Source organism: Methylibium sp. T29, from assembly GCF_000576205.1.
Classification (GTDB): Bacteria; Pseudomonadota; Gammaproteobacteria; order Burkholderiales; family Burkholderiaceae_C; genus Methylibium; species Methylibium petroleiphilum.
The window spans coordinates 30,568-56,380 of record NZ_AZND01000007.1 but is presented as its reverse complement, the minus strand read 5'-3'; the positions used below and the strand labels follow the sequence as shown (position 1 = coordinate 56,380).

At 67.2% G+C, this 25,813-nt stretch carries 26 protein-coding genes, 1 tRNA gene and 6 pseudogenes; 11 read left to right on the top strand and 22 right to left on the bottom strand.

The genetic code is table 11. The features are described from left to right. On the bottom strand, nucleotides 1–537 hold a 537-nt coding region (locus x551_RS02630), incomplete at its 3' end, for a phasin family protein (protein WP_036247456.1). 228 nt (nucleotides 538–765) lie between these two features. Here x551_RS02630 and x551_RS02625 point away from each other — a divergent pair. Then, nucleotides 766–2,772, top strand: a complete 2,007-nt coding sequence (locus tag x551_RS02625) for an SDR family oxidoreductase (protein ID WP_036229584.1) — start codon at nucleotides 766–768, stop codon at nucleotides 2,770–2,772. Nucleotides 2,773–2,817: 45 nt separating this feature from the next. Here the strand turns inward: x551_RS02625 and dmeF are convergent, their stop codons facing one another. From dmeF to x551_RS02570, 12 genes and pseudogenes are all read right to left on the bottom strand, one after another. Then, complete coding sequence (dmeF, locus tag x551_RS02620) at nucleotides 2,818–3,843, bottom strand: CDF family Co(II)/Ni(II) efflux transporter DmeF (RefSeq protein WP_036229587.1); 1,026 nt, start codon at nucleotides 3,841–3,843, stop codon at nucleotides 2,818–2,820. A 9-nt stretch (nucleotides 3,844–3,852) separates the two neighbouring features. Continuing rightward, a complete protein-coding gene (locus tag x551_RS02615) occupies nucleotides 3,853–4,275 on the bottom strand; it encodes a hypothetical protein (protein WP_231497504.1) in 423 nt (140 codons plus the stop codon). Next, nucleotides 4,272–4,604, bottom strand: coding sequence for a heavy metal-associated domain-containing protein (locus x551_RS02610; protein WP_036229588.1), 333 nt, complete (start codon nucleotides 4,602–4,604; stop codon nucleotides 4,272–4,274). The genes x551_RS02615 and x551_RS02610 overlap by 4 nt, the downstream gene beginning before the upstream one ends. 17 nt (nucleotides 4,605–4,621) lie before the next feature. Next, on the bottom strand, nucleotides 4,622–4,822 hold the full coding sequence (locus x551_RS26785; protein ID WP_253950277.1) for a hypothetical protein: 201 nt from the start codon (nucleotides 4,820–4,822) through the stop codon (nucleotides 4,622–4,624). Between the two features lie 152 nt (nucleotides 4,823–4,974). Next, nucleotides 4,975–5,274, bottom strand: coding sequence for a hypothetical protein (locus x551_RS26780; RefSeq protein WP_253950276.1), 300 nt, complete (start codon nucleotides 5,272–5,274; stop codon nucleotides 4,975–4,977). Next, nucleotides 5,271–5,540, bottom strand: a complete 270-nt coding sequence (locus x551_RS02600) for a copper-binding protein (RefSeq protein ID WP_343252105.1) — start codon at nucleotides 5,538–5,540, stop codon at nucleotides 5,271–5,273. Before x551_RS02600 ends, x551_RS26780 begins: the two co-directional genes overlap by 4 nt. A gap of 42 nt (nucleotides 5,541–5,582) precedes the next feature. Then, nucleotides 5,583–6,059, bottom strand: coding sequence for a DUF411 domain-containing protein (locus tag x551_RS02595; RefSeq protein ID WP_036229654.1), 477 nt, complete (start codon nucleotides 6,057–6,059; stop codon nucleotides 5,583–5,585). Between the two features lie 6 nt (nucleotides 6,060–6,065). Next, nucleotides 6,066–6,572: a cupredoxin family protein gene (locus x551_RS02590; RefSeq protein ID WP_036229593.1), complete on the bottom strand. Its 507-nt coding sequence runs from the start codon at nucleotides 6,570–6,572 to the stop codon at nucleotides 6,066–6,068. 42 nt (nucleotides 6,573–6,614) lie between these two features. Then, nucleotides 6,615–8,039 carry a copper oxidase gene (locus x551_RS02585; protein ID WP_036247453.1) on the bottom strand — a complete coding sequence of 475 codons (1,425 nt, stop codon included), beginning with the start codon at nucleotides 8,037–8,039 and terminating at the stop codon, nucleotides 6,615–6,617. A 20-nt stretch (nucleotides 8,040–8,059) separates the two neighbouring features. After that, a pseudogene (locus x551_RS02580) lies at nucleotides 8,060–9,504 on the bottom strand (TolC family protein). Between the two features lie 10 nt (nucleotides 9,505–9,514). Next, the gene (locus tag x551_RS02575; RefSeq protein WP_011828097.1) at nucleotides 9,515–9,856 is read right to left on the bottom strand and encodes a hypothetical protein; all 342 of its coding nucleotides are present in this window, start codon (nucleotides 9,854–9,856) and stop codon (nucleotides 9,515–9,517) included. 108 nt (nucleotides 9,857–9,964) lie between these two features. Beyond that, entirely contained in the window at nucleotides 9,965–10,327 is a 363-nt protein-coding gene (locus x551_RS02570) for a hypothetical protein (protein WP_011828098.1), read from the bottom strand. Between the two features lie 133 nt (nucleotides 10,328–10,460). Between x551_RS02570 and argB the strand changes: the two genes are divergently transcribed. From argB to x551_RS02545, 5 genes and pseudogenes are all read left to right on the top strand, one after another. Beyond that, nucleotides 10,461–11,375, top strand: a complete 915-nt coding sequence (gene argB, locus x551_RS02565) for an acetylglutamate kinase (protein ID WP_011828099.1) — start codon at nucleotides 10,461–10,463, stop codon at nucleotides 11,373–11,375. 3 nt (nucleotides 11,376–11,378) lie between these two features. After that, nucleotides 11,379–12,110 (top strand): pyrimidine 5'-nucleotidase, encoded by a 732-nt coding sequence (locus tag x551_RS02560; RefSeq protein ID WP_011828100.1) that lies wholly within the window; start codon nucleotides 11,379–11,381, stop codon nucleotides 12,108–12,110. Continuing rightward, nucleotides 12,088–12,749: pseudogene (slmA, locus tag x551_RS02555) on the top strand (nucleoid occlusion factor SlmA). Before x551_RS02560 ends, slmA begins: the two are co-directional and overlap by 23 nt. A 53-nt stretch (nucleotides 12,750–12,802) precedes the next feature. Beyond that, a complete protein-coding gene (locus tag x551_RS02550) occupies nucleotides 12,803–13,714 on the top strand; it encodes an ATP-binding protein (protein ID WP_036229602.1) in 912 nt (303 codons plus the stop codon). Between the two features lie 8 nt (nucleotides 13,715–13,722). Beyond that, nucleotides 13,723–14,136: an NUDIX domain-containing protein gene (locus x551_RS02545; protein WP_011828103.1), complete on the top strand. Its 414-nt coding sequence runs from the start codon at nucleotides 13,723–13,725 to the stop codon at nucleotides 14,134–14,136. Between the two features lie 16 nt (nucleotides 14,137–14,152). Here the strand turns inward: x551_RS02545 and x551_RS02540 are convergent, their stop codons facing one another. From x551_RS02540 to ispB, 8 genes and pseudogenes are all read right to left on the bottom strand, one after another. After that, a complete protein-coding gene (locus tag x551_RS02540) occupies nucleotides 14,153–14,347 on the bottom strand; it encodes a DNA gyrase inhibitor YacG (RefSeq protein WP_011828104.1) in 195 nt (64 codons plus the stop codon). Between the two features lie 19 nt (nucleotides 14,348–14,366). After that, a pseudogene (zapD, locus tag x551_RS02535) lies at nucleotides 14,367–15,118 on the bottom strand (cell division protein ZapD). A 69-nt stretch (nucleotides 15,119–15,187) separates the two neighbouring features. Next, nucleotides 15,188–15,811, bottom strand: a complete 624-nt coding sequence (gene coaE, locus x551_RS02530; RefSeq protein ID WP_011828106.1) for a dephospho-CoA kinase — start codon at nucleotides 15,809–15,811, stop codon at nucleotides 15,188–15,190. A gap of 6 nt (nucleotides 15,812–15,817) precedes the next feature. After that, nucleotides 15,818–16,668: pseudogene (locus x551_RS02525) on the bottom strand (A24 family peptidase). 14 nt (nucleotides 16,669–16,682) lie between these two features. Next, nucleotides 16,683–17,907, bottom strand: a pseudogene (locus tag x551_RS02520) (type II secretion system F family protein). 33 nt (nucleotides 17,908–17,940) lie between these two features. Continuing rightward, nucleotides 17,941–19,659: a type IV-A pilus assembly ATPase PilB gene (pilB, locus tag x551_RS02515; RefSeq protein WP_036229607.1), complete on the bottom strand. Its 1,719-nt coding sequence runs from the start codon at nucleotides 19,657–19,659 to the stop codon at nucleotides 17,941–17,943. A gap of 146 nt (nucleotides 19,660–19,805) precedes the next feature. Beyond that, a tRNA-Pro gene (locus x551_RS02510) sits at nucleotides 19,806–19,882 on the bottom strand. Nucleotides 19,883–19,920: 38 nt separating this feature from the next. Further along, a complete protein-coding gene (ispB, locus tag x551_RS02505; protein WP_129452174.1) occupies nucleotides 19,921–20,865 on the bottom strand; it encodes an octaprenyl diphosphate synthase in 945 nt (314 codons plus the stop codon). Nucleotides 20,866–21,118: 253 nt separating this feature from the next. Here ispB and rplU point away from each other — a divergent pair, with 253 nt between their 5' ends. The 5 genes from rplU to x551_RS02480 all read left to right on the top strand — a co-directional run bounded on the left by rplU (nucleotide 21,119) and on the right by x551_RS02480 (nucleotide 25,071). Further along, nucleotides 21,119–21,430 carry a 50S ribosomal protein L21 gene (rplU, locus tag x551_RS02500; protein ID WP_011828111.1) on the top strand — a complete coding sequence of 104 codons (312 nt, stop codon included), beginning with the start codon at nucleotides 21,119–21,121 and terminating at the stop codon, nucleotides 21,428–21,430. 26 nt (nucleotides 21,431–21,456) lie between these two features. After that, complete coding sequence (gene rpmA / locus x551_RS02495) at nucleotides 21,457–21,714, top strand: 50S ribosomal protein L27 (RefSeq protein WP_011828112.1); 258 nt, start codon at nucleotides 21,457–21,459, stop codon at nucleotides 21,712–21,714. A gap of 103 nt (nucleotides 21,715–21,817) precedes the next feature. Next, complete coding sequence (cgtA, locus tag x551_RS02490; RefSeq protein WP_011828113.1) at nucleotides 21,818–22,930, top strand: Obg family GTPase CgtA; 1,113 nt, start codon at nucleotides 21,818–21,820, stop codon at nucleotides 22,928–22,930. A 36-nt stretch (nucleotides 22,931–22,966) separates the two neighbouring features. Next, nucleotides 22,967–24,085, top strand: a complete 1,119-nt coding sequence (gene proB, locus x551_RS02485; RefSeq protein WP_036229614.1) for a glutamate 5-kinase — start codon at nucleotides 22,967–22,969, stop codon at nucleotides 24,083–24,085. A gap of 80 nt (nucleotides 24,086–24,165) precedes the next feature. Then, nucleotides 24,166–25,071, top strand: a complete 906-nt coding sequence (locus tag x551_RS02480; RefSeq protein ID WP_011828115.1) for a DMT family transporter — start codon at nucleotides 24,166–24,168, stop codon at nucleotides 25,069–25,071. 15 nt (nucleotides 25,072–25,086) lie between these two features. On the opposite strand, the pseudogene x551_RS02475 reads toward x551_RS02480, so the two are convergent. After that, nucleotides 25,087–25,686 (bottom strand): annotated as a pseudogene (locus tag x551_RS02475) (RNA pyrophosphohydrolase). Nucleotides 25,687–25,813 lie beyond the last annotated feature (127 nt).

The window sequence follows — 25,813 nt, the reverse complement described above, 5'->3', positions numbered from 1 at the left end:
CTTGCGCGGAGCGGCGCGCTTGGCGGCGGCCTTGCGGGGTGCGGCGGCCTTCGCGGCCGTCTTGGCGGGTGCCGCCTTGCGGGCCGCAGGGGCCTTGGACAGGCGGGCCACGTTGGCACTGAGGGTGTCGATGCGATGGATCAGCGCATCGATGTCCTTGCTCGACGGCACGCCGAGCTTGCCCAGCGCCTTCGCGACGCGCTCCTCGAAGATCGATTCGAGCTTGTCCCACTGCTGGCCGGCGCGCGCCTGCACGTCGTCGGACAGCTTCGTCATGCGGTTGCTCACCTCACCCAGCTTCTCTTCCGCGGCCGCCTGGGTCCTGCGCTGGATCGAGACACCTTCCTTCACCAGCGACTCGAACACCTTGCCGCCTTCGCCCTGGGCCTTGGCGAACGCGCCGAGCCCGGCCTGCCAGATCTGCTGGGCCGAGTCCTTGACCGAGTTCGCGAGCTGGCTGTCGAACAGTTGTGCCATCGAAGGTGTGCCCGCGGCGGCACTCTGCTTGTCCGCGAGTTTCTGCAGCTTCTTGACCATGCTTGTGTTCCTTGTGGATCCGGCGCGGCGCTTCACAGCGAAGCCCTCGCCGGAGGCACTATAGAAGCGCGGGCTAGAAGTCGCAGCCTAAAGGCGAGCGAATCGTCCGGGTGCATCAGGCGCCCCGGGAAAGTCCCGAGCGCGGCACGCGCTGCGGGGCGATCGTGCACCGCCCGCGGTGGACAAGAATGAGCAGGCACCCGCGGCAGCAACAGCAAGGAGGATGGCATGCAGTATTTCGTCACCGGGGCCACCGGCTTCATCGGCAAGCGGCTGGTCAGGAAACTGCTCGACCGGCGCGGCTCGACCGTGCACTTTCTGTTGCGGCCCGAGAGCGAGCGCAAGCTGCCCGAACTGCTGGCCTACTGGGGTCTCAGCGGCGCTGCCAAGGCCCGCGCGGTGCCGGTCTACGGCGACCTGACGGCGAAGAAGCTGGGGGTGGCCGCCGATGCAATCAAGGCGCTGAAGGGTCGCATCGATGCGATCTACCACCTCGCCGCGGTCTATGACCTGGGCGCCGACGAGGCCGCGCAGGTGCAGGTCAACATCGAGGGCACGCGCAGCGCGGTGGAGTTCGCGCAGGCGATCCAGGCCGGGCACTTCCACCACGTCTCGTCGATCGCGGCGGCCGGGTTGTACGAGGGCGTGTTCCGTGAGGACATGTTCGACGAGGCCGAGGGCCTGGACCATCCGTACTTCATGACCAAGCACGAGTCCGAGAAGATCGTGCGCAAGGAATGCAAGCTGCCGTGGACCGTGTTCCGCCCGGCGATGGTGGTCGGCGACTCCACCACCGGCGAGATGGACAAGATCGACGGCCCCTACTATTTCTTCAAGCTGATCCAGCGCATGCGCCAGCTGCTGCCGCCCTGGATGCCGGCGGTGGGGTTGGAAGGCGGGCGCGTGAACATCGTGCCGGTGGACTTCGTCGTCGCGGCGCTCGACCACATCAGCCATGCGAAGCTGGAGCTCGACCGCCGGTGCTTCCACCTGGTCGACCCGGTCGGTTACCGCGTCGGCGACGTGCTCGACATCTTCGGCAAGGCCGCCCATGCGCCGAAGATGAACCTGTTCGTCAACGCGGCGCTGCTCGGCTTCATTCCCAAGAGCGTGAAGAAGGGGCTGATGGCGCTGGCGCCGGTGCGCCGCATCCGCAACGCCGTGATGAAGGACCTGGGCCTGCCCGAGGACATGCTGACCTTCGTCAACTACCCGACCCGCTTCGACTGCCGCGACACGCAGGCGGCGCTGAAGGGCAGCGGCATCGAGTGCCCGAACCTGAAGGACTACGCCTGGCGGCTGTGGGACTACTGGGAGCGCCATCTCGATCCCGATCTCTTCATCGACCGCAGCCTTCGCGGCACGGTCGGCGGCAAGGTGGTGCTGGTCACCGGCGGCAGCTCGGGCATCGGCCTGGCGGCAGCCTGCAAGTTCGCCGAGGCCGGCGCGGTGACGGTGATCTGTGCGCGCGACGCCGACAAGCTCGACGAGGCCGTGAAGGAGATCAAGGCGTTTGCCGGCAAGGAGGCCCGGGTGTTCAGCTATTCAGTCGACATCGCCGACGAGGCCGGCTGCAAGGCCTTCCTCGAGGCGCTGCAGGCCGAGCATGGCGGCGTCGACTTCCTCATCAACAACGCCGGCCGCTCGATCCGCCGCGCGATCGAGAACAGCTACGAGCGTTTCCACGACTTCGAGCGCACGATGCAGCTCAACTACTTCGGCTGCCTGCGCGTGACGATGGGCGTGCTGCCGGGCATGGTGGCCAAGAGGAAGGGCCATGTCGTCAACATCAGCTCGATCGGCGTGCTGACCAATGCCCCGCGCTTCTCGGCCTATGTGGCGAGCAAGGCCGCGCTCGATGCGTGGACGCGCTGCGCCTCCAGCGAGTACGCCGACACCGGCATCAGCTTCACGACCATCAACATGCCGCTGGTGCGCACGCCGATGATCGCGCCGACCAAGATCTACAACAACGTGCCGACGCTCGCGCCCGAGGAGGCGGCCGACATGATCGCCCAGGCCTGCGTCTACAAGCCGGTGCGCATTGCCACCCGCCTGGGCACCGCCGGCCAGGTGCTACACGCGCTGGCGCCGCGCGTAGCGCAGATCGTCATGAACACCAGTTTCCGCATGTTCCCCGACAGCGAGGCAGCCAAGGGCGAGAAAGGCGCGAAGCCGCAGCTCTCGGCCGAGGCGGTGGCGCTGCAGCAGATGATGCGCGGCATCCACTTCTGAGGGGCGGCGCAAGCGCCGCTCCGCCCGTCGCGGCCGGTGCGGACTTCAGTGCGCGTGGCCGTGGCCGTGCGCGGCGGGGGGCGATGCTCCGCGGCAGCGGTTGATCTCGATCGACACATGCGCCAGCCCAGCCAGTCCGTCCAGCCGGTCGCGGTAGTGGTCGGCGGCGAGCGGCGCGTCGGCCACCAGCGTGGCCTGGCAAGCGAACTGCGCATCGCCGACGCGCCACAGGTGCAGGTCGGCCACGCGCGCGTCGCCGTCGGATTCGAGCCGCTCGCGCACCTTCTGTGCGAGCGGATGGTCCATCTCACGGTCGAGCAGGATGGTCGACGTCTGCCGAAGCAGGCCGAACGACCAGACCGCGATCAGCGCCGCGCCCAGCAGGCCGACGAGCGGGTCGACCCACACCCAGCCGGCGTACTTGCCGGCCAGCAGCGCGCCGATCGCCAACACCGAGGTGGCGGCATCGGCCAGCACGTGCAGGTAGGCGGCGCGCAGGTTCAGGTCCTTGCCGTCGGCGTGGTCATGGGCGTGTGCAGCGTGTTCGGCGGCGTGTGCGTGGTGTTCGTGGGGGCCATGGCCGTGGCCGGCGTGCCCCGCTCCGTGCGTGTGGTCGTGGCCGCCGTGCAGCAGCTTCGCGCACACCGCATTCACGGCCAGCCCGATCACAGCGACGACCAGCGACTCGTCGTAGGACACCGGCTCCGGCGCCCACAGGCGCAGGCCGGACTCGACCGCGATGCCGATCGCCACCACGCCCAGCAGCACGGCGCTGGTGTAGGCCCCCAGCACCTCCACCTTCCACGGCCCGAGCGAGAAGCGGGCATCGCCGGCCCAGCGCCGCGCCAGCGCGTAGCTCAGCGCCGCCACGCCGATGGCGGCGGCGTGCGTGCCCATGTGCCAGCCATCGGCCAGCAGGGCCATCGAGTGCCACCACCAGCCAGCCGCGATCTCGGCGACCATCATCGCGAGCGTGATGCCGATCACCCAGTGAGTGCGACGCTCCGCGGCCCCGCGGTCGGCGGCGAAGTCGTGACGATGCTGCCAGGGGCTGAGGTCGTGCGCGTGCATGGTCCTAGCTTAGCCGGCCGACAGCAGGGGTTGCACGAAGGCGAACCACGCCCCCATGGCAAACAGAGCAACCGACACGGCGTACACGCGGCGGGAGGTGCGACGCGTGCGCAGGCAGGCGTCGCGCAGCGACGGATCGATCGGGCAGGGTGCATGACGCTGCCGCCATTGCAGCGCGCCGGCAACGCCCAGCATTAGCGCGGCGAAGCCGAACACCAGCGCCTTGTGCTCGCTCAGCCACACCAGTTGCGGTACCGCGGCGACCAGCGACGACAGCACCGCACCGGCGCCCAGTGCCACCAGCAGGGCCGGCAGCGCGCAGCACACCAGCGTGCCGCTGCTCGCCAGTAGCGCGGCGAAGGCGCCCCAGGTGCCCGCACGCAGACCCGTGCGCCCGTCGGGCCCGGCCTGCGGCGCAGCGAGGGGCGTCACTTCTTCTTCGCCTTGGCTGCGGCGGCGCGCAGCTCTTCGACCGACTGCTCGACCGACTCGACCTTGACCACGTCGTAGCCGGCGTCCTTGATCTCGGCGCGCACCTTGTCGACGTCGATCGTCTGCCCTTCCCGGGCCTCGACCGCGACGATCTTCTCGCCGAGATCGACGTAGACCGCGCGCGTCTGCGGCATGGCGGTCAGCTTCTTCTCGATGCCCTGCGCGCAGAAGGCGCAGACCATGCCGTTGACGGTGATCCTGGTGGTGGGCGCGGCCTGCGCAGAGGCCACGAACAGGCCCGCGGTGGCCAGTATCAGCAAGGTTCTCATGATGAGTTTCCTTCGGTTCAGAAGATGTACATGAAATTGAAGCGGGCCTGCTTCTCGGTGTTCAGGCCCGCCTCGACGAAATAGCCCTTGTCGATCAGCCGGAGCATCGGCGTGATCTCGACGCGCTCCGACAGGCCGCGCATGTGCCGCGCCTCGACGATGAGCCAGGGCTGGGTCTCCTCGTACGCGGCCTCGTAGAAAGAGAAGCCGGCGCGCACGGCGGCGTAGTCGTGGCGAATGCCTTCGGCGCGGTACAGGCGCCCGAAGGCGGCGACATAGACGCGCGTGGTCTCGTAGTCGAGCTGGATGCCGGGCGCCAGCAGCGTGCGCGTGCCCGCGTAGTCGTTGCCGCGGATGCCGCCGGCGCCGACTACGAGCCAGGCGTTGGCCTGGGCATGCGGCAGGTTCCACCGACCATCAGGCGCGTGTAGGTGAGTTCGGCGACATCGCGCGTCATGCGCTCGTCGTCCGAGCGCATGAACAGGCCGCCGATGCCGATCGCGTCGCGCGGCGTGTAGGCATGGTTGACCCAGGCCTCGCGCCAGTTCGGGCCGAAGTCGCCCATCGCCATCTGGCTGCCGTCGAAGCCCATCGGGCCGGCACGGGCGCCGCTGACGAGCGCGATCAGCGCGGCGGCGGCGAGGCAGCCCCGGGCCGTGGTCGATCTCATCTCGCGCTCTCGATCGCCGTGACCGTGTAGACCCCGTCGATCCGGTCGACGCCGAAGCGCACCTTGTCGCCCACCTTCACCCTGGCCAGCAGTGCCGGGTCCTTGACCTGGAACACCATGCTCATCGGCGGCATGTCGAGGTGCTTGATCTCGCCGTGCTTGAGCGTGATCTTGTTCTGCGCGGCATCGACCTTGCGCACCTCGCCGTCGATCAGGGGCTGGGCGCTCGCCAGCGTCGTGACGACGGTGAGCAGCAGGGCGGTCATGTGGCTTTTCATCATCGGGTGGCTCCGTGTTGCAAGTTCCGTTCAGGGATAGGCCTGGTAGACGGTCGAGCGGCCGTCGCTCTGCACCAGCAGCACCTCGTAGGGATCCCGGCGGCCACCGTACTCGGGGCCGTCCATGCCGGGCGAGCCGATCGGCATCGCCGGCACGGCCAGCCCGACGGCCTGTGGCCGCTCCCTCAGCAGCCGCCACACCTCGCGCGCCGGCACATGGCCCTCGACCGCATAGCCGCCCACGCTCGCGGTGTGGCAGGAGCCGTAGCGCAGCGGCATGCCCAGCCGGGCCCGCGCATCGGTGTTGCCGTCGTCGTGGGCACGCACCATAAAGCCGTGGGCCTCGAGATGTCGGATCCAGTCCTTGCAGCAGCCGCAGGTCGGGCTCTTCCAGACGTCGACGAGCGGCTTGCCGGCGGCGGCAGCCGCCGGCAGCGCTGGGGTTGCGAACAGCGCGGCGAGAGCCTTCAAGGTCCGGCGTCGATTGTCCTGATGTCGGTGCTTCATGGTCATTCACTCCTTGGATGTGCGCGCATCGGCCACGACGATCCTGCCGACCATGCCGGCCTGGTAGTGCCCGGCGATCAGACAGGCGAAGTCGAACTCGCCGCGGCGGTTGAAGGTCCAGACGATCTCGCCGGTCTGCCCCGGACCGACGTGCGCCATGTAGGGCTCGTCGTGCTCCATGTCCGGGAACTTCATCATCAGCGCGGCGTGCGCGTCGTTCTCGGCCCGGGTGCCGATCACGAACTCGTGCATCAAGTTGCCGTCGTTGCGGAAGACGAAACGAACCGTTTCACCCTGCCTCACGTCGAGCCGCTCGGGGCTGAAGCGCATGCTGTCTAGCATCCTCACTTCGATCGTCCGCCGCGCGGCCTTGGCGTCACCGGCGATGCCCCAGTCCTTCTGTTCCTTCTTGGCGACAGCGGGCTTCTTCGCAGGCTCGGCATCGCCATGGGCCCGGGCGAGGCCGGAGGTGGCGACCAGCGCCGCCAACAGCAGGGTTTCAATGTTCAGCATGGAGGTCCTCGTCATGGGTGGTGATCGGGCTTGATGTCGAGCTCAATGGCCGGCGTGGCCGCCACCGCCACGCGCCGGCTTGCGCACTTGGACCTCGATGTCGGTCGCCGGCATGTTCTTCGCGGGCATCGCACTGGTGCTCTCGGCCTTGAAGCGTGCCGGCTCGGCCAGTGCGCCGGTCCACTCGTAGGCCATCGTCCCGGCCGGGTGCCTGAACCAGCCCGGGTCCTTGTAGTCGCCCGGCTTCTGGTCCTTCCGGACCTTGAGCATCGTGAACATGCCGCCCATCTCGACCGAGCCGAACGGGCCGGCGCCGCTCATCATCGGCGCGGTGTTGTCGGGCAGCGGCATCGGCATCTCGGCCATGTCGGCCATGCCGCGCTCGCCCATCACCATGTAGTCGGGTACGAGCTGCGTGATCTTCGAGACCACCTCGCGGTGGTCGACGCCGATCATCGTCGGCACACCGTGCCCCATGGCATTCATCGTGTGGTGGCTCTTGTGGCAGTGGAAGGCCCAGTCGCCTTCCTCGTCGGCCCGGAACTCGATCTGGCGCATCTGGCCCACCGCCACGTCGGTGGTCACCTCAAGCCAGCGCGTGCCCTTCGGCGTCGGCCCGCCGTCGGTGCCGGTGACCGCGAACTCGTGGCCGTGCAGGTGGATCGGGTGGTTGGTCATCGTCAGGTTGCCGATGCGGATGCGCACCTTATCGTTCTTGCGGACGTTGAGCGTGTCGATGCCCGGGAACACGCGGCTGTTCCAGCTCCACAGGTTGAAGTCGAGCATCGTCATGACCTTCGGCGTGTAGGCACCGGGATCGATGTCGTAGGCGTTGAGCAGGAACACGAAGTCGCGATCGACCTCGTCGATCAGAGGGTGCTTCTGTTTCGGGTGCGTGATCCAGAAGCCCATCATGCCCATCGCCATCTGCACCATCTCGTCGGCATGCGGGTGGTACATGAAGGTGCCGGGGCGGCGCGCGACGAATTCGTAGACGAAGGTCTTGCCGGGTTGTATGGCGGGCTGCGTGAGCCCGCCGACGCCGTCCATGCCGTTGGGCAGGCGCTGGCCGTGCCAGTGGATGGTGGTGTGCTCGGGCAGCTTGTTGGTGACGAAGACGCGCACGCGGTCGCCTTCCACCACCTCGATCGTCGGCCCGGGGCTCTGGCCGTTGTAGCCCCAAAGATGCGCCTTGAAGCCGGGGGCCATCTCCCGCACCACCGGTTCGGCGACCAGGTGGAACTCCTTGACGCCGTTGTTCATGCGCCAGGGCAGTGTCCAGCCATTCAGCGTGACGACCGGCTTGTAGGGCCGGCCGCTCTCGGGCACCAGCGGAGGCAGCGTGTCGGGCGAGTGCTGCATCACCGGTTCGGGCAGCGCGGCCATCGCGACCTTGCTGACGGCGGCGGCGCTGACGGCCGCAGTGACCGCGCCGGCACGGCCGAGGAAGTTGCGTCGGGAAACCATGGGTGTGTCCTTGTTGGGCTTCAGTGGCGGCCGACGCTGGCATCGGCGCTGCCGGCCGCCATGCCGGTGCCGAGCGCCATGCCGCTGCTGCTCGAGAGTCCGGGCTTGCCGATCAGTGCCATCTCGAGATCGGCCTGGGCCAGCCAGAAGTCGCGCAGCGACTCGATGCAGGCGTTGACGCCGGCGATCTGCGAGCGTGCATCCGCGAGCAGCTCGAACACGCCGATCAGCATGCCGTTGTAGCGCAACACGTTTTCTTCAGCGATGCGCTGGCGCAGCGGCACGATCTCGTCGCGGTGGTGACGCGCGATGTCCCAGGCCGAGCGATAAGCCCCATAGGCCTCGCGCACTTCCGAGCGGGCGTTGACCCCCGTCTCGGCAGCGCGGTTCAGCGCCTGCATGTAGACCGCCTCGGCGCGCGCGACGCGCGCTCCGCCCCAGTCGAACAGCGGCAGCTCCAGCCCCAGCTCCCAACCCGTCTGCGTCGGTTCCTCGTTCGAACTGTTGTGGGCCCAGCCCAGCTCCAGCACGTTGACGAAGCGCGTCGTCTTCGTGAGACCGAGGCTCTTCGCGGTCTGCTCCGCCGCGAGCTTGGCCCCCTGGACGTCCAGGCGCTGAGCCAGTGCGGCGCGCTCGATCTCGGCTGATCCGTCGGAGCCTCTGGCAGGTCGGGCAGCCGCTCGGGCAACTGGAAGCGCGTCTGCGGGCCCCACAGGCCCATCAACCGCGTCAGTCTCTCGCGCGAGGCCAGCGCGGCGTGCTCGGCTCGAGCCATGCCCAGCGTCGCGTCGGCGTAGAAGCCCTGCTCGCGCAGGCGCTGCAGCTTGTTGAAGTTGCCGACTTCGGCCATGCGCCGAGCCAGTTCGGCGCCGGCCTCGGCCGCCTGCTGCACCTGGCGCCGGTAGCGCACCGTCTCCTCGGCGGCGACCGCGTTGAAGTAGGCCTTGCGGGCCTCGGACGCCAGCGACAGCAGCTGCAACGTGACGACGCCGCGGGTCTGTGCGAAGCGCCGCTCCTCGACCTGGCGCACGAGCGGCATCGCCAGCAGCCGCGCGAGATTGAGGTGGTAGCCGCGCTCGAGTTCGATCTCGTCGCCGCGTTTCAGTCGGCCGAAGCTGATGCCCGGGTTCGGCAGGCGACTGGCCTGCACCAGCTCGGCCTCGCCGATGCCCAGCTCGAAGAACCGGGCCTGGAGCCCCTTGTTGTTGAGCAGCGCGACCTGCACCGCATCGTCGACCGTGAGTGGACGCGTGAGCAGTTCGGCCACGCGGGTATCGATGCGGTTCTGATTCTCGGCAGTCCGGGCCCAGACGACGTCCTTGCCGAGACGCTCCTGGGCCACCTGCTCGACGGTGTCGAAGCCGCCATCGGGGCTGAACGAGGCGCAGCCGGCCAGCGCGAGGCTCGCCAGCACGAGCGGCAGGCCGCGGGCCGCTGCGGCGCAGGCGTGTCGTGGTGTCGTCATCGCTCGCTTCTCAGTGATGGTGATGAGGAGCGCCGTGGGGCGTCGACGGGGCTCCGGTCGATTCACTCGCGGCGGGCGTGACCGGCGCAGCGTTTGCCGGCCGCGAGGCCTGCGATGCCTCGCGCGCATAGGCGCGCCAGCCCCCGATGCGGCCGACCGCGTCGTTCGCGTCCTTCCAGGACTGCAGCCTCGTGTCGCCGTGGCGGCTGTAGCCGGTGAACGCCGATGGAGGGGTGAAGGTCGGGACGGCCGCGCTGGCGTTCAGCGGGTCGGGGCGTTCGGTGGCCACAGCGGCCAGGGAGCAGGCCAGCAGGGCAACCGGCAACCAGCAGTGCGATCGGGACAGAGCCATGGAGCATCCTCGCGGGAACACGTTCGAGGTCCGGGCGGTCGGGACCGGCCGGGATCGAGGCGGCGGCGCTCGCGAGCGCGTGCCGAGGCACACGCCCGTCGGGCCGCGTCAGGCGAGGACGGTTCGGGGAGGGCGGTCGAGCCCGCCGATCGCGGGCTGGCCGGTATCGCGTGCGAGCGCGGGAATTGGCGCCTCGGCCGGCAGGGCGACCGTGGCCGATTCACCGTGCGGCACGATGCCGATCGCTGCGTGGCACCAGTCGCAGGACTGGCAGTTCGACGGCGCGGCGCCATTCTCATCGCCCTGATGGCAGGGCGGCAGCGCCGCCCCGGATGTGGCGGTGTGGTGGTCTGCGGAGAGTGCGACGGCGGGCGCCTCGGTGACCTGCGGCAGGCCCATGGAGGCCACCGCCCAACTGCGCAAAGGCAGCAGGGCCAGCATCAGGTAGAGGATCCAGGTGGCGCGGCGCATGAGGACAAAAGTATGCGTCAGACTGAGCCGGGGCTGCGGCGAAAAGTTCCGCGGCGCACGGTCCGGTGCAGGCGCTGGACTAGGGCGAACCCTAGAATCTCTTGCGACAGACCCTGAGTTCGGAGATCCCGTCATGGCCCCACCCGTTCCCGCCCCCTCGTCCGACCTGCCGAACATCGCTCCGCGCGACAAGGCAGAGATCCTCGCGCAGGCTCTGCCTTACATCCGCAAGTTCCACGGCAAGACGCTGGTCATCAAGTACGGCGGCAACGCCATGACGGACCCCGCGCTGCAGCAGGACTTCGCCGAGGACATCGTGCTGCTCAAGCTGGTGGGCATGAACCCGGTGGTCGTGCACGGCGGCGGGCCGCAGATCGACGAGGCGCTGTCGCGCCTGGGCAAGAAGGGCACCTTCATCCAGGGCATGCGCGTGACCGACGAGGAAACGATGGAGGTCGTCGAGTGGGTGCTCGGCGGTGAGGTGCAGCAGGACATCGTCGGTCTCATCAACGCGGTGGGCGGCAAGGCGGTCGGGCTCACTGGCCGCGACGGCGGCATGATCCGGGCGCGCAAGCTGAAGATGGTGGACAAGGACGACCCCAGCATCGAGCACGACGTCGGCCAGGTCGGCGAGATCACCGCCATCGACCCCGCGGTGGTCAAGGCGCTGCAGGACGACCAGTTCATCCCGGTCGTGAGCCCCATCGGCTTCGGCGAGCACAACGAGAGCTACAACATCAACGCCGACATGGTGGCGAGCAAGCTGGCCACCGTGCTGCAGGCGGAGAAGCTGATGCTGCTGACGAACACGCCGGGCGTGCTCGACAAGGCGGGCAAGCTGCTCACCAACCTGTCGGCCCGCGAGATCGACGAACTGTTCGCCGACGGCACGATCAGCGGCGGCATGCTGCCGAAGATCGCCGGCGCGCTGGATGCCGCGAAGAGCGGCGTCAATGCGGTGCACATCATCGACGGCCGGGTGCCGCATGCGATGCTGCTCGAGATCCTGAGCGACCAGGCCTACGGCACGATGATCCGGTCGCACTGAGCAGTGGCTGCCGCCGGCCGGCCGGTCGTCTGGCTGTTCGACCTCGACAACACGCTGCACGACGCCTCGCACGCGGCGTTCGGCCTGCTCGACGAGGCGATGAACGACTACATCGCGCAGGCGCTTCGGGTCGACGCGGCGCAGGCCGACTTCCTGCGGCTCGACTACTGGCGCCGCTACGGCGCCACGTTGTTGGGGCTGGAGCGGCATCACGGCATTCGCGCCGCGCACTTCCTCGAGCACACCCACCGCCTGCCGGACCTCGAGCAACGGCTGCGCGGGAGCCCGCGTGACCGCGCTGCGTTGCGAGCGTTGCCGGGGCGCAAGTTCGTGCTGACCAATGCGCCGGCCAGCTACGCCAAGCGCGTGCTGACGGCGCTCGACCTGGCGGATTGCTTCGAGGGCATCGTCAGCATCGAAGGCATGCGCCTGTTCGGTCATCTGCGCCCCAAGCCCGATGCACGCATGTTCCGGGTGGTGCTGGCGAGGCTGAAATTGCGGCCGGCGCAGTGCGTGCTGGTCGAGGACACGCTGGCCCACCAGCGCGCGGCGCGCGCCGTCGGACTGCGCACCGTCTGGATGCAGCGATATGTGTGGCGCAATGCTCATGGACCCGAAGTAGGTGCGCGCTTGCGTCGAAAGCCCGCTTATGTGTATGCAAGAATTCGCTCGCTTTCGACGCTAGCCACCCACTTCCTCCCCGCCCGCGCGCATGTCCGACACGCCGATCCCTGAGCCGCTGGATGCCGCCGACGACACGCCCGCCGAGGGGGTCGCCGCCGCAGCACCCGTGCGCAAGCGGCCCAAGCCGGGCGAGCGCCGCATCCAGATCCTCCAGACGCTGGCGTCCATGCTGGAACAGCCCGGTGCGGAGCGCATCACGACGGCGGCCCTGGCGGCCAAGCTCGACGTCAGCGAAGCGGCGCTGTACCGGCACTTCGCCAGCAAGGCGCAGATGTTCGAGGGGCTGATCGATTTCATCGAGAGCAGCGTGTTCACGCTGGTCAACCAGATCGTCGAGCGCGACACCGATCCGCGCGATCAGGTGCACAAGATGACCACCGTGCTGCTGCAGTTCGGCGAGAAGAACCCCGGCATGTCACGCGTGATGGCGGGCGATGCCTGGTGTTCGAGAACGAGCGCCTGACGGCGCGCATGAACCAGTTCTTCGATCGCTTCGAGTCGCAGCTGCGACAGAGCCTGCGAGCGTTGGCCGAGGCCGGCGGGTCGCAGACGCCGACCGTCGATGCCCAGGCGCAGGCTTCGGTCCTCGTCAGCTTCGTGCTGGGCCGCTTGCAGCGCTATGCGCGTTCGGGCTTCAAGCGCCTGCCGAGCGAACACCTCGACGCGGCACTGCGGCAACTCGCCACCTGATCCGGCCCCGCCCCGGCGAGGGGCTTCGGCGCCCGCCCCTACACTCGGCGGCCATGAATCCCGAGTTTCTTTCCTTGATGCAGCAGGCCGAGCGCGTGCTCGCGCGGCTCGATGCCCTGCTGCCGGGGCCGGGCGCCCGGCCGGTGACGGCGCCGGACTGGTCGGCATCGATCGCCTTCCGCTACCGCCGGCGGGGTGCCTCGCTGCTGGGAGGCGGCTGGCTGGAGCCGGTCCGGCACGTGGCATCGATCCGGCTGGCCGACCTGAAGGAGGTCGAGCCCCAGAAGGAGCGCCTGGTGCGCAACAGCGAGCAATTCGTCAGCGGCCGGCCGGCCAACAACGTGCTGCTGACCGGCGCGCGTGGGACCGGCAAGTCCTCGCTGGTGAAGGCCTGCCTGAACGAGTTCGCGCCGCGCGGACTGCGCTTGATCGAGATCGACAAGGCCGATCTGGTGGATCTGCCCGACATCGTCGACTTGGTGGCCGAACGCGACGAGCGCTTCCTGGTGTTCTGCGACGACCTCAGCTTCGACGAGGGCGAGCCGGGCTACAAGGCGCTGAAGTCCATCCTCGACGGCTCGGTGGCGCAGTCGAGCGACAACGTGCTGATCGTGGCGACGTCCAACCGCCGCCACCTGCTGCCCGAATACATGAAGGAGAACCTCAGCTACCAGCACACCGAGGATGGCGAGGTGCATCCCGGCGAGGTGGTGGAGGAGAAGATCTCGCTGTCCGAACGCTTCGGGTTGTGGATCAGCTTCTATCCGTTCAGTCAGGACGAGTACCTGGCGATCGTCGCGCAGTGGCTGAGCGCCTTCGGCGCCAACGCGGACCACATCGCCGCGGCGCGACCCGAGGCGCTGGTCTGGGCGCTGGAGCGGGGTTCGCGCTCGGGCCGGGTGGCCTGGCAGTTCGCGCGTGACTACGCGGGGCGCGGCCGTCAGCGCGACGAGGTGCCGGGGTGAGCGAGCGCATGCCGGTCGATGTGGCGGTCGGGGTGCTGTTCGACGCGCAGGGGCGCTTCCTGATGACCTCGCGGCCGGACGGCAAGGTGTATGCCGGCTACTGGGAATTTCCGGGCGGCAAGCTGGAGGCCGGTGAAACGGTCGAGCAGGCACTGCGCCGCGAACTGCAGGAAGAATTGGGCATCTGCATTGCCGACGCGCAACTCTGGAAAACGGAGCTGATCGACTATCCGCACGCTCGCGTCCGGTTGCATTTCTGCAAGGTGCACGCGTGGAGCGGCGAACTGGAGATGCGCGAACGGCAGGCGGCGCGTTGGCAGATGCTGCCGGTCGAGGTACGCCCGATCCTGCCGGGAACGGTGCCGGTGCTGAATTGGCTGGCCGAGGAGCAGGCGTTTTCGGGCAGCACCCACGCGGACTAGCGCGCAGCCCGATGCTTCAGTGCTCGGCGTCGTCGCCTTCCACCGGCGGTGAGGCCTCGACGCGATAGCGTTCGTTGGCCCAGGCGCCCAGATCACCGTTCTTGCAGCGCTCGCTGCAGAAGGGGCGGTAGGGATTGGTCGACGCATAGATGCTGAACTGCCCGCAGCCCGGGCAGCGCACGGTGCGTGGCGGGATGTCGCTGCCGGTCATCGACGCAGGAGAGCGCTCGTCAGCACAGCGTGAGCTCGAAGCTCACATCGTCGCCGCTGGGCCGCAACCGGCCTTCACCATCTTGCCGCATGAGGCGGATCGACGCCATCAGGCGGTGGCCGCTGATCTCCGGCACCAGCCCGGCCGACTCTTCAAGACGCACCCGCATCAGGCTGAAGCTGCGCCCCGACGGCAAGCTCTGCTGGTACTGGCCGGCGGCGGCGAACACCATGTGCGGGCTGCCCGACTCGCGCAGCAGGGCCATCAGAACCTTCAGGCGTCGGCGAGCGGCAGCAGCGTTGCCATCCAGCGCTGCAGGTCGGCCTTGCGGTGAGCCACGCTCTCGTGCTGCCACGCGTAGTAGCCCGGCAGATCGAACTCGCAGGTGCCTCCGGGGATGCTGATGCGGCTGCGGATGCCCATCAACCACTCGTTCGTGGTCAGCGCATGGCCGGCCTTGCCCGGCAGGTGGTTCAGCGACGCGAAGGCCTCATCGATGCGCAGGATGACCTGGTCGAGCGCGGCCTCGGAGATCGAGGGATTGCCGCGGTACTGGGCCAGTTGCGTCTTGTGGCGCTCCAGGTCTTTGAGCAGGTCGCTCTTCAGGTCGGCCCGGGATGCAACATCCATGATCTCGAAGATCGTCGCGATGGCGAAGTGATGATCGATCGCCGGCTCGCGGTCCGCCAGCACCGTGAGCCGCTCGAACAGGTGTTCGAGGCGCAGCATCGTGCGGATGCTCTCGTTCAAAGGGTACTCGTAGAGGATCAAGGCGGGCCACCTGCGCGCTGCAACGCGTCCGATTGTTCCACAGGGTTCGCCCCGAGCGAATGCCCAGCCTCAGCGGTCTACAGCCATCCAGTGCTTCCAGAGGACATCGATGACCGTCCGTAGCGCATCGAGCGAGTCCCCCCGGTTGTCGATCACGGCGTCGGCCGCAGCTCGGCGGAGGGGCCGCGGGGCCTGCTGAGCCATCACGCGCCGCACTTCGTCGGGAGTCCAGCCGGACCGTCGCGCCACGCGCGCGACCTGGACTTCCTCGGGGCAATCGACCACCAGCACGCGATCGACGCGATCACGCCAGCGATCCGACTCGACCAGCAAGGGTACGTCGAACACGACGCAGGCTGCGTCGACGCCGGCGCGTGCGAACTGTTCCGTCTCGTCGCGGATCAGGGGGTGCAGGATGGCCTCGAGCTGCAGACGCACGGCGGGGTCGGCGAAGGCCTGGGCCCTCATCCAGACCCGGTCGAGACCTCCGTCAGCGCGGTCGATGCAGTCCGGCCCGAACTGCGCGCGCAGCGCCGGAAGCGCGGCGCCACCCGGCGCGGAAAGCCTGCGTGCGATGGCATCGGTATCCACCAGTAGCGCGCCGCGCCCTTCGAGCAGCGCGGCCACCGTACTCTTGCCACTGCCGATGCCGCCGGTGAGACCGATGCGCAAGCTGATGCGTTCGCTGCCCATCGAGCCTCAGGCCCAGCCGAGCCAGCCCATCACGCGCTCGGCGCCTGCGTACAGGACGACCAGTCCGGCACCGGCCAGGAAGGGGCCGAAGGGCACGTAGCGACCTTCGTGCAGAGCGCCAGCCAGCTTCATGGCGATGCCGACGATGGCACCGATCAACGAAGCTCCGAGCACGATGGGAAGCAGCATCTGCCATCCGAGCCAGGCACCGAGGGCGGCCAGCAGCTTGAAGTCGCCCGCGCCCATGCCTTCCTTGCCAGTCGTGAGCTTGAACAGCCAGTACACCGACCACAGCGACAAATAACCGAACACCGCGCCCCAGACGGACGTCGAGAGCGGCAGCGTCCAGCCGAGCGCGGCAGCCACCAGCCGGCCCAGAGCAGTGGCAAGGTGAGGCTGTCGGGCAGGAGCGTCGTGTCCCAGTCGATGCCGGACAGTGCCAGCAGGACGGCGACGAAGGCGCACCAGGCCAGCACCGTCGGTTGCGCGCCGAAACGCCAGGCCAGCGAGGCGAACAACAGCCCTGTCGCGATCTCGAAGAGAGGATAGCGCGGAGAGATCGGCGTCTTGCAGGCTGAGCAGCGTCCGCGCAACAGCAGCCAGCTCAGCACCGGGACATTCTCGAACCAGCGGATGCGATGACCGCATTGCGGGCAGCGCGAGGCGGGTTTCGCCAGCGTGAGCGCGGGAGATTCTGGGGCCGTGACCCCGAGCAGCTCGGCGCTTTCGAGTCGCCAGGCCCGCTCCATCATCTGTGGCAGGCGGTGGATGACGACGTTGAGAAAGCTGCCGATGCACAGCCCGAGCAGCCCCAGAGCCCAGGGCGACAGCAGCACGCCCTGCAGGTCGGACGACATGCCTCCGGGCGTGCTCAGACCACCTGGCCGAGCTTGAAGATCGGCAGGTACATCGAGACCACGATGCCGCCGATGATGGTGCCCAGCACGACGATGATGATCGGCTCGAGCAGGCTCGACAGGCCCTTGACGGCCTCATCGACCTCGGCCTCGTAGAACTCGGCAGCCTTGGACAGCATGTGATCGAGGGCGCCCGATTCCTCACCGATGGCAGCCATCTGCAGCACCATCACGGGGAAGATGCCGGTCGCCTGCATCGAGGTGGTCAGTGCCGTGCCGGTGGAGACGTCCTTCTGGATCTGCTCCGTCGCTTCGGCGAACACGGCATTGCCAGAGGCGCCACCGACCGAGTCGAGCGCCTCGACCAGCGGTACGCCGGCCGCGAACATCGTGGCGAGCGTGCGCGTCCAGCGAGCGACGGCCGACTTGAAGATCAGATCACCGAACACCGGCAGCTTCAACAGCAGCCTGTCCATGGTCTTCTGCATCTTCTCGGATCGCTTCCACGACTCGAAGAAGAAGTAGGTGCCGCCGATGATGACGCCGAAGATCAGCCACCAGTAGCTGACGAAGATCTCGGACATGGACATCACGAACAGCGTCGGGGCCGGGAGGTCGGCTCCGAAGGACGTGAAGACTTCCTTGAAGGCCGGGATCACGAAGATCATGATGACCGCGACGACCACGAAGCCACCACCAGCACGGCCACCGGTAGATCAGCGCCGACTTGATCTTGCGCTTGATCTCGAGCGTCTTCTCCTGGTAGGTCGCCAGCCGCTCGAGCAGTGTTTCCAGGATACCTGCGGCTTCACCGGCCTCGACGAGGTTGCAGTAGAGCGCGTCGAAGTACAGCGGGTGCTTGCGGAAGGCCGACGACAGGCTGGTGCCGGTCTCGATGTCGGAGCGGATGTCGGTCAGCAGCTTGGTCACGCGAGGGTTGGTGCTGCCCCGCGCGACGATGTCGAAGGACTGCAGCAAGGGAACGCCGGCGCGCATCATCGTCGCGATCTGGCGCGTGAAGATCGCAATATCCTTCGGCTTGATGGACTTGCCGCCGCTCATGCGGCGCTTCTTCACCTTGTTGACGAGGATGCCCTGGCGGCGCAGGGACGCGCTGACGACCGACTCGCCGCCGGCTCGCATCTCGCCGCGCACGACCTTGCCGTTCTTGTCCTTGCCTTCCCACTCGAAGACGAATTCCTTGATGTCTCGCGCCGAAGCCGTTGCTGCTGTGGCCATGGTGTCTCCGACTCTCCCCGCCGCCTAATGGGCTTACTCGTTGGTGACCGAGATGACTTCTTCCAGGGTGGTCACACCCGCTCGCACCTTGACCAGACCCGACTGACGCAAATCGCGCACGCCCTCTTGCTGTGCCTGCTTTGCGATGTCGACCGCATTGCCCTGCGTCAGGATGATGCGCTGGATCTCTTCGCTGATCGGCATGACCTGGTAGATGCCGACACGCCCCCGGTAGCCATTGCTGCAACTGGAGCAGCCGACGGCACGATAGGGCTTCCAACTGCCATCCAGGTCCGATTCAGCGAAGCCGGCGCGAAGCAACGCCTCGCGAGGGTAATCGGCCGGCGCCTTGCAGTTCTCGCAGAGTTTGCGCGCCAGCCGCTGCGCCGTGATCAGGATCACGCTGGAGGCGATGTTGAACGGCGCGACGCCCATGTTCATCAGGCGGGTCAGCGTCGTCGGCGCGTCGTTGGTATGCAGCGTGCTCATCACCATGTGCCCGGTCTGCGCCGCCTTGATGGCGATGTCCGCCGTGTCGAGATCGCGAATTTCGCCGACCATGATGACGTCCGGATCCTGCCGCAGGAAGGCCTTCAAGGCGACCGAGAAGTTCAGTCCTGCCTTGTCGTTGACGTTGACCTGGTTGACGCCCGGGAGGTTGATTTCGGCCGGGTCCTCCACCGTGGAGATATTGACGCCGGGTTGGTTCAGGATGTTCAGGCAGGTGTACAGAGACACCGTCTTGCCGGAGCCTGTGGGACCGGTGACCAGCACCATGCCATAGGGGCGCTTGATGGCTTCCAGCAAGCGGTCTTTCTCGACCTTCTCGTAGCCGAGCGCCTCGATGCCGAGCTTGGCACTCGACGGGTCGAGGATACGGATCACGATCTTCTCGCCGAACAGCGTGGGCAGGGTGCTGACCCGGAAATCAATCGCCTTGCTGCCGAACTTGAGCTTCATGCGGCCGTCCTGCGGCACGCGCTTCTCGGCAATGTCGAGCCGGGAAATCACCTTGATGCGGGAGGCGAGCTTGTCCTTGATGGCAATCGGCGGTTGCGTGATCTCGCGCAGTTCGCCATCGACGCGGAAGCGGACCCGGTAGTTGTATTCGAACGGCTCGAAGTGCAGATCGGAGGCTCGTGCGTTGATCGCATCGATCAGCATCTTCTGAAGGAAGCGAACGACCGGTGCGTCCTCGACGTCGGTGGTGACCTCGGCGGCGTCGGATGCGCTGGTGTCTTCCTCGGTGACGTCGAACTCGAAATCACCGGCGACCAGCGACTCGAGAGACTCGCTGGCCGTTGTCGTAGCTGCATCGACGAGCCGGGACAGCTTGTCGTGCTCGACGATCACCCACTCGGGCGTCAGCTGCGTTGCGAACTTGATGCGTTCAGCGGCCTCCTGGTCGGTGGGGTCGGCCCCGGCGATGAAGAGGCGGTTGCCGCGCTTGCCCAGCACCAATACCTGATATTGGGTGGCCAGCTTGGCATCGATGACGTTGCGAGGCAGGCGCTGCGGATCGACCGCCGCCAGATCGAGCAAGGGCATCGCCAGCACGCTGGACAGCGTATGGGCAAGATCCGAAGGGTTGACGGCGCCAGCGCTCAGGACCGCCGAGATGAAGCTGCGCTTCTGCTCCTTGGCGCTGCGGACCAGATCTTCGGCGGTCTTGACGTTGAGCTTGCCCGCGTGCACGAGCACGCGCGCGACGCCGGACAGCGAACTCTGCGGGGCATCGGCGAGGGTATCCACAGGGCAATCGGCGAAGTCAGGGCTGCAACCGAATCATGATCGCCGATTCATGCGGCCCTGTAAACGACCGAGGTCCGCGGATGTGAGCATCCACCACGCGATGCCGTGCAGACGCCACGACTGTGTTGGCAAAACCTGTCAGAAGATGGTCGGGGTGAGAGGATTCGAACCTCCGGCCTCTACGTCCCGAACGTAGCGCTCTACCAGGCTAAGCTACACCCCGATTGGGTCAGATCGATGCTGACTGCTCAGGTCAACGGTTCACGAGGAACGCTCTGTCGACTGAGCACATAAGTGTAGCAGAGCTTCGCGGTACTGCGAGTCTGGCAGGACCGACAAGGCTTCGCAGGCTCGGGCGACCTCGGCGCGCGCCACTTCCCTGGTGGCCTCCAAGGCGCCGGTGGATCGGACGATCTCGATGATCTCCGGCAGGCGCTGCACCTCGCCTTGCTCGATGGCCGCACGCACGACGTCCCTTTGCGCCGGCGTCCCTCGCGTCATGGCCACCAGCAAGGGCAGCGTCGGCTTGCCTTCCCGCAGGTCGTCGCCGATGTTCTTTCCCAGTGCCGACGTGGCGCCTTCATAGTCCAGCAGGTCGTCGACCAACTGGAATGCGGTGCCCAGCGCCCTCCCGTAATCGGCGCACGCGGTTTCGACGCCGGGGGAGGCGTCGGCCAGCATGGCGCCGAGCCGAGCGCTGGCCTCGAACAGCTTGGCCGTCTTGAACCGGATCACCCGGAGATAGTCGTCGATGGACAGGTCGGGGTCGTGCATGTTCATCAACTGCAGGACTTCGCCCTCGGCGATCACATTCGTGGCGTCGGCCAGCACTTCCAGAACCCTCATGCGGTTCACGGAGACCATCATCTGGAAGGCGCGCGAATAAAGGAAGTCGCCAACCAGCACGCTCGCTGCATTGCCGAAACGCGCATTGGCCGTGTCACGTCCGCGCCGCAGCGCGGACTCGTCGACGACGTCGTCGTGCAGCAAGGTCGCGGTGTGGATGAACTCGACCGTCGCCGCCAGTTCGAAGCGCTCCGGACCCCGGAAGCCGAGTGCCTGCGCGAACAACAGCACCAGCATTGGACGTAACCGCTTGCCACCGGCGCTGATGATGTAGTGCGATATCTGGTTGATCAGCGCGACATCCGAAGCCAGTCGGCGCCGGATCAACGCATCGACCTCGCCCATGTCGGCGGCGACCAGGTCTGCGAAGGAAAGTGTCGACCCGGAGACGTTCGAGACGGCAGTCACGCTGAAGGAGGAGGAACTCGAGGAATTTCGAGCGTTTCGATTATAGGGAGGGGGATCGCGCGCGACCTGCGGCTCAGGGCGCCCAGCGTACCCGGTGCATGCCGACCTCCCGAGCGATGCTACAATCTCAGGCTCTGCGCATTTCGCAGGGACCGTCTGGGGGCCGGCAGGCACCGAGGCGGGTCATTCGAGTGAAAGGGCTGATATGTACGCGCTCATAAAAACCGGTGGCAAGCAGTACAAGGTTGCTGCCGGCGAAAAAATCAAAGTAGAACAGATTGCTGCGGACGTTGGCCAAGAGATCGTGATCGACCAGGTGCTCGCCGTCGGAAGCGGCGCGGACCTCAAAGTTGGCACTCCCTTGGTTGCCGGCGCGACTGTCAAGGCCACGGTCGTGGCCCACGGCAGGCACGACAAGGTGCGCATTTTCAAGATGCGTCGCCGCAAGCATTATCAGAAGCGGCAGGGTCACCGCCAGAACTTCACCGAGCTGGAAATCAGCACGGTGAACGGCTGACACGGCAACCGAGAAGGAGTTAGGAAATGGCACAGAAAAAAGGTGGCGGTTCCACCCGGAACGGCCGCGATTCGCAACCGAAGATGCTCGGCGTCAAGGCTTTCGGCGGCCAGGCCGTGCAGGCCGGCTCGATCATCGTCCGTCAGCGTGGCACGCAGTTCCACGCGGGCAGCAACGTGGGCATCGGCAAGGATCACACCTTGTTCGCGCTTGTCGACGGCAAGGTGAGCTTCGCCGTCAAGGGCGAGCGCAATCGCCGCACGGTGGCGATCGATCCCGTTTGACAGCGCGCTTGGCGCCGCGACGAAGCCCCGGCCCGCCGGGGCTTTTTCGTTGCAGAGCTCCAGATAACATCTCACTGGCTCGTTCGAGCAACAGGCATTCCCCATGAAATTCGTTGACGAGGCTTACATCGACGTGATCGCCGGCAACGGCGGCAACGGCTGCGTGAGCTTTCGGCGCGAGAAGTTCATCCCATTCGGCGGTCCGAACGGTGGCGATGGCGGGCGTGGCGGTAGCGTCTACGCAGTGGCCGACCGGAACCTCAACACCCTGATAGATTTCCGTTTCGCTCGGCGACACGAGGCCCGCCATGGTGAGCACGGCCGCGGTTCCGATCAGTTCGGCGCGGCCGCAGAAGATATCGTGATGCGCATGCCGGTGGGCACCATCATCAGCGATGCCGAGACCGGCGCGCCGGTCGCCGAATTGCTTGAGCCGGGCGAGCGCATCCTGATCGCCAAGGGCGGCGACGGCGGCTTCGGCAACCTTCACTACAAGACCAGCACCAACCGCGCGCCCCGCCAGAAGACACCGGGCTGGCCCGGCGAGCAGAAGAAGCTCAAGCTGGAACTGCGCGTGCTCGCCGACGTGGGCCTGCTGGGCATGCCGAACGCCGGCAAGTCCACGCTGATCAGCGCGATCTCGAACGCCCGGCCGAAGATTGCCGACTATCCCTTCACGACGCTGCATCCCAACCTTGGCGTGGTGCGCGTCGGACCGGAGCAGAGCTTCGTCGTTGCCGACGTGCCCGGGTTGATCGAGGGAGCGGCCGAGGGCGCCGGGCTGGGCCACCGCTTCCTGCGTCACCTGCAGCGCACCCGGCTGCTGCTTCACATGATCGACATGGCGCCGTTCGACGACACCGATCCGGTCGCACAGGCGAAGGCGATCGTCGCCGAGTTGAAGAAGTACGACCCGGCGCTGTACGACAAGCCGCGCTGGCTGGTACTCAACAAGCTCGACGTCGTGCCGGCCGAGGAGCGTGCCGCGCGCGTGAAGGATTTCGTCAAGCGCTTCAAGTGGAAGGGGCCGGTCTTCGAGATCTCGGCGCTGACGCGCGAGGGCTGCGAGACGCTGGTGCAGGCGATCTACCAGCACGTGGCCAGCTATCAGACCCACTATGTCGATCCCGACGTGCGCTTCGCCGAGCCCGAGGCCGACGAGAGCGATGACGAGCCCCGCTTTGCACCGCAGGCGGATGACCCGCGCTTCCGTTGAAGCGCGCCTGTTTCGGACCGAGAGAGTAGAGGCCGCATGTCCGAAGTGCTGCGTGGAGCGAGGCGCATCGTCGTCAAGGTCGGATCCAGCCTCGTGACCAACGAGGGGCGCGGTGTCGATGCCGCCGCGATCGGCAACTGGTGCCGCCAGCTCGCGTCGCTGGCGGGTCAGGGGCGCGAGGTGCTGATGGTGTCCAGCGGCGCGATCGCCGAAGGCATGAAGCGCTTGGGCTGGAACGCGCGACCGAAGGAGATTCATGAGTTGCAGGCCGCTGCCGCCGTCGGACAGATGGGGCTGGCGCAGATGTACGAGAGCAAGCTTTCGGAGCATGGCATCGGCAGCGCGCAGGTGCTGTTGACGCACGCCGACCTCGCGGACCGCGAGCGCTACCTGAACGCACGCTCGACCCTGCTCACCCTGTTGTCACTGAAGGTGATCCCGGTCATCAACGAGAACGACACGGTCGTCAACGACGAGATCAAGTTCGGCGACAACGACACGCTGGGCGCACTGGTCGCCAACCTCGTCGACGCTGATGCGCTGGTGATCCTGACCGATCAGCCTGGCCTGTACTCCGCCGATCCGCGCAAGGACCCGCAGGCCCGGTTCATCGGTGAGGCTGTCGCCGGAACGCCGGAACTCGAGCGGATGGCAGGTGGTGCGGGCTCCAGCCTCGGGCGTGGCGGCATGATCACCAAGGTGCTGGCCGCCAAGCGTGCCGCCAGCAGCGGGGCCTCGACCGTTATCGCCTGGGGTCGTGAACCCGACGTGCTGCTGCGACTCGCTGACGGTGAGGCGATCGGCACGCTGCTGGTCGCTCGCACTGCCAAGCTCGCGGCGCGCAAGCAGTGGATGGCCGACCACCTGCAGATGCGCGGCACGGTCGTCATCGACGACGGCGCCGTCGCCAAGCTGCGCGACGAAGGCAAGAGTCTGCTGCCGATCGGCGTGGTCGAGGTGCAGGGCGAGTTCGTGCGAGGCGACGTGATCGCGGTTCGGAGCCAGGTCGGTATCGAAATCGCGCGGGGCCTGGCCAACTACGCGAGCAGCGAGGCGCGGCTGATCGCGCGCAAGCCGTCGTCACAGATCGAGAGTCTGCTGGGCTACAGCAACGAGCCCGAGATGATCCACCGCACGAATCTCGTGCTGGCCTGACGAGAACTCTTGCGTCTGCGCTCTGGCTGTCCCCGAATCCCCCGCATCCGGTGCTCCCGACGCGGTGCGGAGCACCCCGCGTGACGACGGAGCGCGAACCCCGCGCCGCGCGCATCGATGCGCCGGCGGCTCTGGCGCTGGTCTGCTGCTGCGCGCTTTGGGGATTGAACCAAGTCGCCATCAAGGCCGCGCTGCCCGAGGTCGGGTCGCTGATCCAGTTGTCCGTTCGCAGCGTGGTCGCCCTGGTGCTGGTCCTGGCCTGGATGCGCTGGCGCCGCATTCCCTGGCACTGGCGTGACGGCACGCTGTGGCCCGGCCTGCTCGCCGGCCTGCTGTTCGCCATCGAATTCGGGTGCATCTTCGTCGGCTTGCAGTACACGACGGCCGCCCGGTCAGTCGTGTTCATCAACACCTCGCCGTTCGTCGTTGCCCTGGTGCTCGCGTGGCTGGTGCCGGCCGAGCGGCTGCGGCCCCTGCAGGCGCTCGGCCTGGCCATCGCCTTCGGTGGGGTCGCTTTCGCGTTTGCCGAGCCTGCGCCTCGAGCGGACGGTTGGCCGTGGCTGGGCGATGCGCTGATCCTCGTTGCGGCGGCGTTGTGGGGGTTGACCACTGTGATCATCCGCTTCAGTTCGCTGCGCCATGCTGCGCCCGAGAAGACGCTGGCCTACCAACTGCTTGTTTCGGCGCTGCTGTCGCCGGCGGCTGCCTGGGTGAGCGGCGCGCCCTGGCCGGCCGCCTGGAGCGCGCTGGCCATCGGCTCGCTGTTCTATCAGGCGGTGATCGTCACCTTCGCCAGTTATCTGCTGTGGTTCGGGTTGCTCACGCGTTATCCGGCGACCAAGGTGCAGGCTTTCGTGTTCCTCACGCCGGTGTTCGGCGCGGCCTTCGCCGCCGGCCTGCTGGAGGAGCCGGTGGGCGTCGAGTTGCTGGTGGCGCTCGTGGCGGTGGCTGTGGGGCTGAGCCTGCTCAACCGCCGGCACCGCTGACGCCGACGCAGAGCCTCAGCGCGGACCTTCGGGCGTCGTCTCACCGTCGGCGGCTTCCATGGGCGCCTCGCCGTTGGAGCGCTCTTCGTCCTCACGCCGGTGCGCCCGCATGCCCGAGCGCAGGTAGCGGTTGTGGTGGTTGGCGCGTGGCAGGAAGCGCGCCAGTTCGGTTAGCGCCATCTGGTAGACATCGCGCTTGAAGTCGATCACCACCTCGAGCGGTACCCAGTACTCGTTCCAGCGCCACGCGTCGAATTCCGGATGGTCGCAGGCGCGCAGGTTCATGTCGTTGTCGCGGCCGGTGAGTTGCAACAGGAACCAGATCTGCTTCTGGCCGCGGTAGTGACCGCGGGCCTCGCGGCGGATGTAGTGGTCGGGCACCTCATAGCGCAGCCAATCGCGCGTGCGCGCCAGGATGCGCACATGCTCGGGCTGCAAGCCCACTTCTTCGTGCAGCTCACGGTACATCGCCTGCTCGGGCGTCTCACCGTACTTGATGCCGCCTTGCGGAAACTGCCAGGAGTGGGTGCGTATGCGTTTGCCCCAGAACACCTGGTTCCGCTAGTTGAGCAGAACGATGCCGACGTTGGGCCTGAAGCCTTCACGGTCGAGCATAATGAAACCTCGAATTCAGTCTTGAATTCATTATTGCACCGGGCTTCCGCGATGCAAGCCCGCTCCGCCCCAGGTTGCGGGGTCGGCCCGGCGGCATCGCTCCCTCAGTTCATCACGCAGCCTCCCT

Coding starts and splice junctions, on each gene's coding strand:
- rpmA (WP_011828112.1), top strand. CDS start 21,457: ATGGCACAGAAAAAAGGTGGCGGTTCCACCCGGAACGGCCGCGATTCG.
- rplU (WP_011828111.1), top strand. CDS start 21,119: ATGTACGCGCTCATAAAAACCGGTGGCAAGCAGTACAAGGTTGCTGCC.
- argB (WP_011828099.1), top strand. CDS start 10,461: ATGGCCCCACCCGTTCCCGCCCCCTCGTCCGACCTGCCGAACATCGCT.
- x551_RS02575 (WP_011828097.1), bottom strand. CDS start 9,856: ATGGCTCTGTCCCGATCGCACTGCTGGTTGCCGGTTGCCCTGCTGGCC.
- dmeF (WP_036229587.1), bottom strand. CDS start 3,843: ATGCACGCGCACGACCTCAGCCCCTGGCAGCATCGTCACGACTTCGCC.
- x551_RS02595 (WP_036229654.1), bottom strand. CDS start 6,059: ATGAAGCACCGACATCAGGACAATCGACGCCGGACCTTGAAGGCTCTC.
- x551_RS02570 (WP_011828098.1), bottom strand. CDS start 10,327: ATGCGCCGCGCCACCTGGATCCTCTACCTGATGCTGGCCCTGCTGCCT.
- x551_RS02625 (WP_036229584.1), top strand. CDS start 766: ATGCAGTATTTCGTCACCGGGGCCACCGGCTTCATCGGCAAGCGGCTG.
- x551_RS02610 (WP_036229588.1), bottom strand. CDS start 4,604: ATGAGAACCTTGCTGATACTGGCCACCGCGGGCCTGTTCGTGGCCTCT.
- cgtA (WP_011828113.1), top strand. CDS start 21,818: ATGAAATTCGTTGACGAGGCTTACATCGACGTGATCGCCGGCAACGGC.
- x551_RS02540 (WP_011828104.1), bottom strand. CDS start 14,347: ATGACCGGCAGCGACATCCCGCCACGCACCGTGCGCTGCCCGGGCTGC.
- coaE (WP_011828106.1), bottom strand. CDS start 15,811: ATGGGCAGCGAACGCATCAGCTTGCGCATCGGTCTCACCGGCGGCATC.
- x551_RS02550 (WP_036229602.1), top strand. CDS start 12,803: ATGAATCCCGAGTTTCTTTCCTTGATGCAGCAGGCCGAGCGCGTGCTC.
- x551_RS26780 (WP_253950276.1), bottom strand. CDS start 5,274: ATGAGATCGACCACGGCCCGGGGCTGCCTCGCCGCCGCCGCGCTGATC.
- proB (WP_036229614.1), top strand. CDS start 22,967: ATGTCCGAAGTGCTGCGTGGAGCGAGGCGCATCGTCGTCAAGGTCGGA.
- x551_RS02590 (WP_036229593.1), bottom strand. CDS start 6,572: ATGCTGAACATTGAAACCCTGCTGTTGGCGGCGCTGGTCGCCACCTCC.
- x551_RS02585 (WP_036247453.1), bottom strand. CDS start 8,039: ATGGTTTCCCGACGCAACTTCCTCGGCCGTGCCGGCGCGGTCACTGCG.
- x551_RS02600 (WP_343252105.1), bottom strand. CDS start 5,540: ATGACCGCCCTGCTGCTCACCGTCGTCACGACGCTGGCGAGCGCCCAG.
- x551_RS02545 (WP_011828103.1), top strand. CDS start 13,723: ATGCCGGTCGATGTGGCGGTCGGGGTGCTGTTCGACGCGCAGGGGCGC.